Origin of the sequence: Microvirga arabica (genome assembly GCF_016811235.1) — a bacterium.
Taxonomy (GTDB): Bacteria; Pseudomonadota; Alphaproteobacteria; order Rhizobiales; family Beijerinckiaceae; genus Microvirga; species Microvirga arabica.
In genome coordinates this window covers 26,422-37,927 of sequence record NZ_JAFBID010000063.1, presented here as the reverse complement: position 1 = coordinate 37,927, position 11,506 = coordinate 26,422, and the positions used below count along the sequence as shown (strand labels likewise).

At 65.2% G+C, this 11,506-nt stretch carries 10 protein-coding genes and 1 other RNA gene; 4 read left to right on the top strand and 7 right to left on the bottom strand.

Features of this window, described 5'->3' with window-relative positions; all coding sequences use genetic code 11:
• Together metF and metH are read left to right on the top strand one after the other, a co-directional pair.
• The coding region (metF, locus tag JQC81_RS23880; protein ID WP_203274304.1) for a methylenetetrahydrofolate reductase [NAD(P)H] at window positions 1-775 on the top strand (775 nt) is incomplete at its 5' end.
• A gap of 61 nt (window positions 776-836) precedes the next feature.
• Window positions 837-4,592 carry a methionine synthase gene (gene metH, locus JQC81_RS23875; protein WP_203274303.1) on the top strand — a complete coding sequence of 1,252 codons (3,756 nt, stop codon included), beginning with the start codon at window positions 837-839 and terminating at the stop codon, window positions 4,590-4,592.
• A gap of 6 nt (window positions 4,593-4,598) precedes the next feature.
• On the opposite strand, the gene JQC81_RS23870 is transcribed toward metH, so the two are convergent.
• The 7 genes from JQC81_RS23870 to JQC81_RS23840 form a co-directional block, all read right to left on the bottom strand.
• Window positions 4,599-5,831, bottom strand: coding sequence for an ABC transporter permease (locus tag JQC81_RS23870; RefSeq protein ID WP_203274302.1), 1,233 nt, complete (start codon window positions 5,829-5,831; stop codon window positions 4,599-4,601).
• Complete coding sequence (locus JQC81_RS23865) at window positions 5,828-6,550, bottom strand: ABC transporter ATP-binding protein (protein WP_203274301.1); 723 nt, start codon at window positions 6,548-6,550, stop codon at window positions 5,828-5,830. Before JQC81_RS23865 ends, JQC81_RS23870 begins: the two co-directional genes overlap by 4 nt.
• Before the next feature lie 11 nt (window positions 6,551-6,561).
• On the bottom strand, window positions 6,562-6,957 hold the full coding sequence (locus JQC81_RS23860) for an efflux RND transporter periplasmic adaptor subunit (RefSeq protein ID WP_203274300.1): 396 nt from the start codon (window positions 6,955-6,957) through the stop codon (window positions 6,562-6,564).
• A gap of 15 nt (window positions 6,958-6,972) precedes the next feature.
• Window positions 6,973-8,028 carry an HlyD family secretion protein gene (locus JQC81_RS23855; RefSeq protein ID WP_203274299.1) on the bottom strand — a complete coding sequence of 352 codons (1,056 nt, stop codon included), beginning with the start codon at window positions 8,026-8,028 and terminating at the stop codon, window positions 6,973-6,975.
• 49 nt (window positions 8,029-8,077) lie between these two features.
• Window positions 8,078-8,845 (bottom strand): N-acetylmuramoyl-L-alanine amidase, encoded by a 768-nt coding sequence (locus tag JQC81_RS23850; RefSeq protein ID WP_203274298.1) that lies wholly within the window; start codon window positions 8,843-8,845, stop codon window positions 8,078-8,080.
• 4 nt (window positions 8,846-8,849) lie between these two features.
• Window positions 8,850-9,575 carry a TerB family tellurite resistance protein gene (locus tag JQC81_RS23845; protein WP_203274297.1) on the bottom strand — a complete coding sequence of 242 codons (726 nt, stop codon included), beginning with the start codon at window positions 9,573-9,575 and terminating at the stop codon, window positions 8,850-8,852.
• A gap of 85 nt (window positions 9,576-9,660) precedes the next feature.
• The gene (locus JQC81_RS23840; RefSeq protein ID WP_036351002.1) at window positions 9,661-9,939 is read right to left on the bottom strand and encodes a YMGG-like glycine zipper-containing protein; all 279 of its coding nucleotides are present in this window, start codon (window positions 9,937-9,939) and stop codon (window positions 9,661-9,663) included.
• A 288-nt stretch (window positions 9,940-10,227) separates the two neighbouring features.
• On the opposite strand from JQC81_RS23840, the gene JQC81_RS23835 reads away from it, so the two are divergent.
• Window positions 10,228-11,013 carry a lytic transglycosylase domain-containing protein gene (locus JQC81_RS23835; RefSeq protein WP_203274296.1) on the top strand — a complete coding sequence of 262 codons (786 nt, stop codon included), beginning with the start codon at window positions 10,228-10,230 and terminating at the stop codon, window positions 11,011-11,013.
• 94 nt (window positions 11,014-11,107) lie between these two features.
• An RNA gene (gene rnpB / locus JQC81_RS23830) (RNase P RNA component class A) lies at window positions 11,108-11,500 on the top strand.
• The last annotated feature ends 6 nt before the right edge of the window (window positions 11,501-11,506 follow it).

The window sequence follows — 11,506 nt, the reverse complement described above, 5'->3', positions numbered from 1 at the left end:
CAATCCGCAGTTCGTCTCCGTGACTTACGGCGCTGGAGGCTCGACCCGTGAGCGCACGCACGCCACGGTCTCCCGTCCCGTGCAGGAAACGGACCTGAGGCCAGCTGCGCATCTCACCTGCGTGGCCGCCACGAAGGACGAAGTGGATGATGTCGTGCGGTCCTACTGGGATGCAGGCGTGCGTCACATCGTGGCTCTGCGCGGCGATCCGGTCAGCGGCATCGGCACGGCCTATGAGCCCCATCCGGGCGGCTACCAGCAGACCTGCGATCTTGTTGCCGGCATCAAGGCCATCGGCGATTTCGAGGTCTCCGTCTCGGCTTATCCGGAGAAGCATCCCGAAGCATCGTCGCTGGATGCGGATATCGATGCGCTTCAGGCCAAGGTGGATTGCGGTGCGGATCGCGCCATCACGCAGTTCTTCTTCGACAACGATCACTACTTCCGCTTTCTCGATCGCGTGCATGCCCGCGGCATAAACATCCCGATCGTGCCCGGCATCGTGCCGGTGCAGAACTTCAAGCAGACGGCAAACTTCGCCTCGAAGACTGGCGCGAGCGTTCCCGCCTGGCTCGCGGCCCGTTTCGACGGCCTTGAGAACGATGTGGAGACGCGCAAGCTCGTGGCCGCAGCCGTGGCCGCCGAGCAGGTGATCGACCTCGTCGATCGCGGCGTGAGCGAATTCCACTTCTACACCATGAACCGCGCCGACTTGGTCTATGCCATCTGCCATCTGCTTGGCCTGCGCGACCAGAGCGTGAAGGCTGCGGCCTGACATCACCGAAAACACCGTCGACGGCCCACGAGCGGGCTGCGATGCAAAGAGAACAGATCGAATGACTGCTTTCACTCCTCGCCCGGCCAATGGCTCCGACGTGCTCAAGGCACTTCGTGAAGCCGCCTCTAAGCGGATCCTCGTGCTCGACGGTGCGATGGGCACAGAGCTGCAGCGCTCGCGCTTCTCGGAAGAGGATTTTCGCGGCGAGCGCTTCAAGAACTGGACGCAGGACGTCAAGGGCAACAACGATCTCTTGATCCTCACGCAGCCGGATGCGGTGCGCAACGTGCATCTCGACTACTTCCGCGCCGGTGCGGACATCGTCGAGACGAACACCTTCTCCGGCACCTCCATCGCGCAGGCCGATTACGGCATGGAGGAGATCGTCTACGAGCTCAACGTCGACGGCGCGCGTCTTGCCCGTGAGGCCGCGCTGATCGCCGAGAAGGAGGATGGCCGCCGCCGTTTCGTGGCTGGCGCCGTTGGCCCGACGAACCGCACGCTCTCCATCTCCCCCGACGTGAACAACCCTGGCTATCGCGCCGTGACCTTCGATCAGGTGCGCGAGGCTTATGCCGAGCAGGTGAGAGGACTGGTCGATGGCGGGTCCGAGATCATCCTGATCGAGACGATTTTTGACACGCTGAACGCCAAGGCCGCCATCGTGGCCACGCAGCAGGTCTTTGCCGAGAAGGGTGTCAAGCTGCCCGTGATGATCTCCGGCACGATCACGGATCTCTCCGGCCGCACGCTGTCGGGCCAGACACCCGAGGCCTTCTGGTATTCCGTGCGCCATGCGGAACCGTTTTCCATCGGCCTCAACTGCGCCCTCGGCGCACGTGAGATGCGGGCGCACATTCAGGAGATCGGCAGGGTTGCCGATACCCTCGTCTGTGCTTATCCGAATGCGGGCCTGCCGAACGAGTTCGGCCTCTACGATGAGCGTCCCGAGGCCACCGCCTCGATGCTGGCGGAGTTTGCCGATTCAGGTCTCGTGAACGTGGTCGGCGGCTGCTGCGGCACCACGCCGGAGCATATCGGCGCCATCGCGGAAGCGGTCGCCGGCAAGGCACCACGCTCGGTTCCGAAGGTGCAGCCGCTCATGCGCCTGTCGGGTCTTGAGCCCTTCACGCTCACCTCCGACATTCCCTTCGTAAACGTAGGCGAGCGCACGAACGTCACCGGCTCCGCCAAGTTCCGCAAGCTCATCACCAACAACGACTATGCGGCTGCGCTCGATGTGGCGCGCGATCAGGTGGCGAACGGCGCGCAGATCATCGACGTCAACATGGACGAGGGCCTGCTCGATTCCGAGAAGGCCATGGTCGAGTTCCTCAACCTTGTGGCCGCCGAGCCTGACATCGCGCGAGTGCCAGTAATGGTAGACTCGTCCAAGTTCCACGTCATCGAGGCCGGCCTCAAGTGCCTGCAGGGCAAGGCCATCGTGAACTCGATCTCCATGAAGGAGGGCGAGGCGGCTTTCATCGAGCAGGCGAGGATCTGCCGCGCTTATGGCGCTGCCGTCGTGGTCATGGCCTTCGACGAGGTCGGTCAGGCTGACACGTTGGAGCGCAAGGTCGAAATCTGCACTCGCGCTTACAAGATTCTCACCGAGCAGGTGGGCTTCCCGCCGGAGGACATCATCTTCGATCCGAACGTGTTCGCGGTCGCCACCGGCATCGAGGAGCACAACGGCTATGGGGTCGACTTCCTCGAGGCGACGCGCATCATCCGCGAGACGCTCCCGCATGCCCATATCTCGGGCGGCGTGTCGAACCTGTCCTTTTCCTTCCGCGGCAACGAGCCCGTGCGCGAGGCTATGCACTCGGTGTTTCTGTTCCACGCCATCAAGCTCGGCATGGACATGGGCATCGTCAATGCAGGTCAGCTTGCAGTCTACGACGAGATCGATCCGGAACTGCGCGAGCTGTGCGAGGACGTGGTGCTCAACCGCCGCCCTGACGCGACCGAGCGCCTTCTCGAAGCGGCTCCCCGCTTCAAGGGCGACGGCACCGGCGCCGTGAAGGCGGCCGATCTCGAATGGCGCTCGTGGCCCGTCGAGAAGCGCATTGAGCATGCGCTCGTCAACGGCATCACCGAGTTCATCGAGCAGGATACGGAAGAGGCGCGCCAAGGTGTCGAGCGCCCGCTGCATGTGATCGAAGGTCCGCTCATGGCCGGCATGAACGTGGTGGGCGATCTTTTCGGCGCCGGAAAAATGTTCCTCCCGCAGGTGGTGAAGTCCGCCCGCGTGATGAAGCAGGCAGTCGCCTATCTGATGCCGTTCATGGAGGCCGAGAAGGCCGCCTCCGGCGTGACCGAGCGTTCCGTTGCCGGCAAGGTGCTGATGGCGACTGTGAAGGGCGACGTGCACGATATCGGCAAGAACATCGTCGGCGTGGTTCTGGCCTGCAACAACTACGAGGTTATCGATCTCGGCGTCATGGTGCCGGCCCAGAAGATCCTGGAGACCGCGCGCCGGGAGAACGTGGACGTGATCGGCCTCTCCGGCCTCATCACGCCATCCCTCGACGAGATGGTGAACGTGGCAAACGAGATGGAGCGCGAGGGCTTCGAGATCCCGCTGCTTATCGGTGGTGCCACCACAAGCCGCGTGCACACGGCGGTGAAGATCCACCCGAACTACAACAAGGGTCAGGCGGTCTACGTGACGGATGCGAGTCGTGCCGTCGGCGTTGTATCCTCGCTGCTCTCGTCCGACATGAAGGATGGCTATGTGGAGACGCTCCGGGCCGAGTACCGCAAGGTCGCGGATGCGCATGCGCGCTCGGAAGCCGACAAGCAGCGCCTTCCCATCGAGAAGGCTCGCGCCAACAGCCTGAAGATCGACTGGGCAGGTTACCAGCCGCCGAAGCCCACCTTCACCGGCGCGCGGGTGTTCCGCAGCTACGATGTGGGCGAGCTGGTACCCTACATCGACTGGACGCCGTTCTTCCAGACCTGGGAGCTGAAAGGCCGCTTCCCGGCCATCCTCGAGGACGAGAAGCAGGGCGAAGCCGCGCGCCAGCTCTGGGACGATGCGCAAGCCATGCTCAAGCAACTCGTCGAGGAGCGCTGGTTCAACCCGAAGGCGATGATCGGCTTCTGGCCCGCCAACGCTGTGGGCGACGACATCCGTCTCTTCACGGGCGAAAGCCGCTCGGAACAGCTTGCCACCTTCCATGGCCTGCGCCAGCAGCTCTCCAAGCGCGACGGCAAGCCGAACATCTGCCTGTCGGATTTCGTCGCGCCCGTCGAGAGCGGCAAACCCGATTGGATCGGTGCCTTTGTGGTGACGTCCGGCATCGAGGAGGTGCGGATCGCCGAGAGGTTCGAGCGCGCCAACGACGATTACCGCTCGATCATGGTGAAGGCGCTGGCCGACCGCATCGCGGAGGCTTTTGCCGAGCGCATGCACGAGCGCGTGCGTAAGGAATTCTGGGCCTACGCGCCAAACGAGAACCTCGGTAGCGACGGTCTGATCGGCGAAGAATACCAGGGCATCCGTCCAGCGCCCGGCTACCCGGCTCAGCCCGATCACACCGAGAAGGAAACGCTCTTCAGCCTGCTCGAAGCCGAGCGGCGTATCGGCGTCAAGCTCACAGAGTCCTATGCCATGTGGCCAGGCTCCTCGGTGTCGGGCCTCTACCTGTCGCACCCGGAGGCGTATTACTTCGGCGTCGCCAAGGTCGAACGCGATCAGGTGGAGGATTACGCTGGGCGCAAGGGCATGAGCGTCGCGGAGGTAGAGCGCTGGTTGAGCCCGATCCTCAACTACGATCCGGCAAGCTACAGGGTGATGGCGGCGGAGTAAGGGGTTCTACTCCCGCCGCAGCGCCTCTATCGGGTCGAGCTTCGCCGCGCGCTGCGCCGGATAGAACCCGAAGAAGATGCCCACCAATGCCGAGAAACCCACGGCCATAAAGATGGCGTTCGTCGACACGAGCGAGGGCCAGCCGGCGAGTTGCGCCACGAGATAAGCGGCCCCCGCGCCGAGCGCGATGCCGAGTGCGCCGCCGATGGTGGAGAGCGTGGTTGCCTCGATGAGGAACTGGCTGCGGATGTCGCGCGGGCGGGCGCCCACCGCCAGCCGCAGGCCTATCTCCCGCGTGCGCTCGGTGACGGAGACCAGCATGATGTTCATGATGCCGATACCGCCGACAAGCAGCGACACAGCTGCGACTGCGGCAAGCAGCATGGAGAGCGTGTTGGCGGAAGCCGATGCGGTGTTGGCAATCTCGGTCAGGTTGCGGATCGAGAAATCGTCCTCCTGTTCGCCGGTAATGCGGTGGCGCTGGCGCAGCAGCTCCGTCATGCTCTCGATACCTGGTTCGATGTCGCTCTCGTTGGCGAACTTCACGAAGATCGAGCCGACGGAGCCATCCTTGGCGTAGTTGCGGCCGATCACGCGGCGCCGACCCGCGTCGAGCGGCACGAAGATCACGTCGTCCTGGTCCTGTCCGAAGGCGGACTGGCCTTTCGATGCCATCACGCCGATGACGCGAAACGGCACGTTGCGCACGCGCACGATCTGATCGATGGGATCGTCCTCGCCGAAGAGGTTGCGCGCCACCGTCTGCCCGAGAAGGATGACGATCTCGCCGCGGCGCACCTCCTCCGGATCGAAGGTGCGCCCGGTGGCGACATCCCATTCGCGGGCCGCGAACCAGTCGAGATCGATGCCGTAAATCCGCGTGCCCCAGTTGCTGCCGCCGGCCACCACCTGCGCGCCGCCTTGCACGAAGGGTGCTGCCGCCACCACGCCGTCGATCTCGCGCCGGATCGCCTGCGCGTCCTCGTCGGTGAGCGAGGAGGCCGCGCCTGCACCGAGCCGTGCGCCGCCCTGCGTGACGTTCCCGGGCGTCACGATGGCGAGGTTGGCGCCCAGCGAGCGGATCTGCTGGTCGACGAGATTGCGCGCGCCGGAGCCGATGGCCACCATGGCAATGACGGCCGCCACACCGATCACGATACCCAGCATGGTGAGCAGGCTGCGCAGAGCGTTGGCCATGATGGCGGAGAGGGCGGAGCGGATCGCCTCGATCAATCTCATTCGGCCGCCTCCGGCGCGAGATCGCGGGCATCGACCGGTGTCTGGCGGCGATCTTCGGTCACGCGCCCGTCGCGGAAGCGCACGAGGCGTTGCGCGTGCCGCCCCACCTCCGCATCGTGCGTCACGAGAACGATGGTGACGCCCTCGCGGTTGAGCTCCTGGAACAGCGCCATGATCTCGTTCGCCGTGCGGCTGTCGAGGGCACCGGTCGGCTCATCGGCGAGCAGGAGGCTCGGGCTGTTGACGAGGGCACGGGCAATCGCCACGCGCTGCTGCTGCCCGCCGGAGAGCTGCATCGGGCGGTGACGGGCGCGGTCCGCAAGACCGACGCGGCCGAGCGCCTGCAGGGCACGCTCGCGGCGGGTTCTGCGGTCGAGGCCCGCATAGACCATCGGCAGTTCCACGTTCCCTAGGGCATCGACGCGCGGCAGCAGGTTGAACTGCTGGAACACGAAGCCGATCTCGCGGTTGCGCAGGCGCGCCAGGCCATTAGCATCGAGGCTCTCGACGGCATTGCCCGCGAGCCGGTAATGGCCGCCCGTCGGCCGGTCGAGACAGCCGATCAGGTTCATGAAAGTGGACTTGCCCGAGCCCGAAGGACCCATGACGGCGACAAAATCGCCCTGATCGATATCGAGGGACACGCCATCGAGCGCCACGACACGCCCTGCATCGAGGTTGTAGACCCGGCTGAGATCGCGTGTTTCGATGAGAGCCACGGGGCGTGTTCCTAGAACATCCGCGGCGGACGCGGACGGCTTCTCGCGCCACCATTCGCGTTGTCCGCCGCATCGGCGCGCGCAGCCCCGACGATGATCGCAGCGCCTTCCTGCAGATCGCCGCGCAGGATCTCGGTATAGGCGCCGTCGGTTGCGCCGAGGCGAACCGGCACCGGCTGCGGATTGCCGTCATCGCCCACGCGATAGACACGCCCCCTGGCGCCCTCGTCCTGATCCGACGCAGCCTGATCGCGACGCGCACGGCGTCTCGGCTCCTGGCCTTCCGACGGAGCGCTCCGGGCTTCGCTGGCCATTAGGGCGGCCGGAGGGCGGAAGCGCAGGGCGGCGTTCGGAATGCGCAGCACATCCTCGCGCTCGTCCGTGACGATCTGGAGGTTCGCCGTCATCCCGGGCAGCAGCGCCTAGTCCTGATTGCGCACGCTGATAACCGCCGTGTAGGTGACCACGTTCTGCACCGTCTGCGCGGCCAGGCGCACCATGCGCACCCGGCCGTCGAAGGTGCGGTTCGGATAAGCGTTGACCGTAAACGAGACCTTCTGCCCCTCCTGGAGGCGCCCGACATCGGCCTCATCGATATTGGCGTAGATGTCGATCTCTCTCAGGTCCTGCGCGATGGTGAACAGGGTGGGCGAGGAGAGCGAGGCTGCGACCGTCTGGCCGAGCTCGACTTCGCGCTTCACCACCACGCCGTCGACCGGCGACTTGATCTCCGCGCGGCCAAGATCGATCTCGATGTCTCTGAGCTTCGCCTGCCGCTGCAGGATGATCGCCTCGGCGGATTTCACATTCGCTTCCGCCAGCGCGAGATCGGCCTTCAACCCGAGCGTCTCTGCTTGGTTGGACGCAATCTGCGCATCGGACGAGGCGAGGTTCGCCGTCTGAATGTCGACCTGGGTGCGGGCCTGCTCCAGGGCCGCCTGCGTTCCCACTGCGCGCGTGTTGAGTTGCGTCTGCCGCTCGCTCCCGCGCTGTGCTTCCTCCAGCTGGGCCTGAGTCCGATCACGCTGCGCCCGAAGGTCGGCGGCCTGCGCTTCGGCGCGCTGAAGCGCCGAGCGGGCTTTGTCGATCTGGGCGCGTTTTGTGTCGAGGTCGGCTCTCGCCTGGGCGAGATCCGCCAGCGCCGCATCGCGGCGCGACTTGATCTGCTCGGCATAGAGTCGGGCCACCACCTGGCCTTCTTTCACGGGTGTGTTGTAGTCGGCCAGGATCTCGACCACCTGGCCGGAGAGTTGCGAACCCACGAGCACCGTCGTGACGGGGTTGAGCGTGCCCGTGGCGCGCACGCTCGCGGTGATCGGGCCGCGATCAACCGTGCCGAGGCGATAGGCCTGGTCCGAGGCGTTGCCGCCCGTGGGCTTCCACAGGACGAAGCCCGCGCCTCCTGCAATCAGAAGAATGCCAAGCAACCAGACCCAGACGCGCCGCAACGAGAAACCCTCTCCAGCATGGGATGTCATGCCGGGCGATTGTGGCCGATTTCCTATAGTGTTGCGAGTTAACTCTTTGTCATGCAGCGGCTTGCGGCCGGGCTGCGATCAAATTGCGCAGGGTCGTGATCGTGGAGGCATCCGCCACGCCGTCCACGCGCTCGGGCCGGAAATGACGCTGAAAGGCGGCCACCACCTTCTCCGTGTCCTCGTCGAAGACCCCGTTGATCTTCAGGCCGTAGCCGTACATCACGAGCATGGCCTGCAGGGCCTCGATGGGCATGCCCTGGTCGCCGCGGGAGAAGAACCGGCCGTCGCTGGTGGCTGCCGGCGTGACCCAGTGGCCGACGCCCGCCTCGTGCAGGGTCTTCCAGGGAAAGAGCTCGCCGGGATCGACCTTGCGACCGGGCGCCACATCCGAATGGCCGAGCACGCGGGTGGCCGGAATGCGCCAGCGGGTGACGATGTCCTTCGCCAGCGCGGCCACGCTCTCGATCTGCTCCGCGGGAAAGGGCGGCAGACCGCCCGGGTGGCCGGGATTGGCGATCTCGATGCCGATGGAGCAGGAATTGATGTCGGTCTCCCCGTCCCAGGAGGAGAGGCCCGCATGCCAGGCCCGGCGCGATTCCGGCACCAGCTGCAGCACGCGGCCGTCGCCGAACACGAAGTAGTGGGCTGAGACCTGCGAGACCGGATTGCACAGCCATTGCAGCGCTTCGCCCTCGTCGGGCATGCCGGTGTAGTGCAGGATGAGCATGCTGGGGCGTCGGCCGTCCTTGCGCTCTCCGTGGTTGGGAGAGGGGAACACCTTGGCGGCCAGCGGGCTCTCCGGTGTCAGGGCGCTCATGCGGTCACCGGATGTTCCGCTCGGCGGCAACGCGTTCCCAGGCCGCGTTGATGGCAGCGAGCCGCTCAGTGGCGATCTTCACGGCCTCGGGCGGCAGGCCTCGGGCGATCTCCCGGTCCGGGTGGTTGTCGGCGGCGAGCTTGCGATAGTGCCGCTTCAGCTCCTCGTCGCTCATGCTCCGGTCGGCCTTGAGGATAAGATAAGGATCGTCGTTACGCTGCACGTGGCGGGCGGCGATGCGCTCGAAATCCACGTCCGAGAAGGCGAAGATCGTCGCCACGTCCTTGAGATAGACGTATTCGGCCTCGTGGACCGCCTCGTCCGCCTTGGCAATGTGGAACAGGCCGTCGAGCACGTCCTCGAGAAGCGCAGGCTCCTCGCTGAACTCTTCGTGTATCTGGCGGGCGTAGGCCTCGAAGCCGTCCGAGGTCTGCATGGCGAGGTTGAACAGGCGCTCCACCTTGTCGTGCTCGCTGTCCGGCACCTCGACAATCTGCTCGAAGGCTCGGACCTCCACGTCGACCACCACGCCGTCGGCCTTCGCCATCTTGGCCGCGAGCGCCACGAGTCCCATGGTGAAAACAACGTCGCGCGGCGGCTTTCCGAACAAAGCGCCTTCGCGATCGACGAGAACGTGGCCGGCAACGCCGCCCAGGAGAGCGCCTATCGGCCCGCCAAACGCGAGGCCTATGCCGGCGCCTCCGAGCTTACCCCAAATCGACTGAATCATCTTGGAAATAGTCGTACGCTCAAGTGCGGGCAAAAGAAAAGGGGCCGAGAATGTCTCGGCCCCTGAAATTCGCGGTTCTGCGCGATTAGCGGCAGTACACGTTGCCGTAGACGTCCTGGTACGTGCCGTAGGGGCAGGCCGGGCCGCGCGGAGCCGTCGAGGCGCCCACGATGGCGCCGCCGGCGCCGCCGATAGCCGCACCGGCCAGAGCGCCGCTTGCCGAGCCGGTGGCTGCGCCGCCGATCGCCGCACCGGCGAGGCCGCCGATGGCTGCGCCGCCGACGGCACGCTCACCAGGAGTATTGCAGGCGGCCATCGAGAGGGTGAGGGCACCGGCGGCAATGGCTGTCATGATCTTCTTCATGGAGGCTTCCCTGTTGTTGAGCGGGCCGTTGGCCCGGCGGTAGTTAGCTTGACCTTACGTTGTCGCCAACTCCTGGGCGGGGAAAGAGTTCCTCCAACACGCGGGAGAGGGCGAAGTTCAAAGCCATTTCAAGGCTAGAATTGCGTTGTAGGGCCCAAGCCTCACGAAGACAATACGGTCAAGCTTGAACCTATTCTGAACAAAATTGTGCCGTGAGGTGCCACATCTTCGCCTCATTTCGCCGTCACCCAGCGCCCCCTCATGGTTACCGCCAGCTGGAGTTTCGGTTTGACTTGGCAACACTTCCTCAGAACGCTGGCGATTGCAGGCCTTGGTGCAACGGCTCTCGTTGTGGCATCGCAGGCTCGGGCGAGCGGAGGCGAGAGCGCTCCCATCTCTCCCGACCAGGCTGAGCAGTACCTCGGTGCGGCGGCGGCTGAGGCCGCTGCCTTCGCCGCAGAGGAAGCTGCCATTGCTGCTGCCGAGGAGACGCCTGAGCCGGACACCAAATCCGCAGGCAAGAAGAAACCCAAGGAAGCGGCGGCCCCCAAGCCCCTGGCAGACAAGGCGGACAAGGCGCCATCCAAGAAGATCGCAACAGTGACGGCAGAGCCGGAAGAGGCGGACCAGCAGACCGCGTCCCTCCCTGTGCCGCTGGCCGGTTCCGGCTTGAAGGCCCGCATGCCCGATGCCGCTCGCGCCGTTGCGCTCAAGCCTCTCATTGCCCGCCATGCCTCCGAGCACGGGCTGCCTTTTGAGCTGGCCGATGCCGTAATCCGGATCGAGAGCCGCTACAATGCAGGCGCCCGCAACGGCCCGAACGTGGGCCTCACCCAGATCAATGTTCGCACGGCGCAGTCGCTGGGCTACAAAGGCGATGCTGCGGGCCTCCTCGATGCGGAAACCAATCTCCGCTATGGCCTCAAGTACCTGGCCACCGCCTACAAGCTCGCGGGCGGCGACACCTGCGGCACGATCCTGCGCTACCAGTTCGGCCACCGCACCCAGACCATGACGACTGCGTCGCGGGCCTATTGCGCCAAGGTGAAGGTGATCACGGCGGCGGCCGATTAGAGCATCGGACCCAAAAGTGGATCTGCACTTTTGGGTCCGATGCTCAAGTCTTCGCCCTTGACGGCAGGACCCTTTTGGCACCACATCCCGTCCGTCAGCTGGCCGGGCGGCCGCTTCGAGTTCAGCTCGGGGAGGAAAGTCCGGGCTCCATGGAAGCAAGGTGCCGGATAACGTCCGGCGGGGGTAACCCTAGGGAAAGTGCCACAGAAAGCAGACCGCCCCGCTAGGTCTTCGGACCCCGGGGTCAGGGTGAAAGGGTGCGGTAAGAGCGCACCGCGGACGCAGCAATGCGGACGGCATGGTAAACCCCACCAGGAGCAAAACCGAATAGGGACGACAGGCGCTCGCGCCAGGCCTGCTTCCAGGCTGGTCGTCCGGGTTGGTTGCTTGAGGCGTTCAGCAATGATCGTCCCAGAGGAATGGTCGCCGCGTCCAAGGTCTTAAACTTTGGGCCCTACAGAACCCGGCTTACAGGCCGGCTGACCCCATCTAT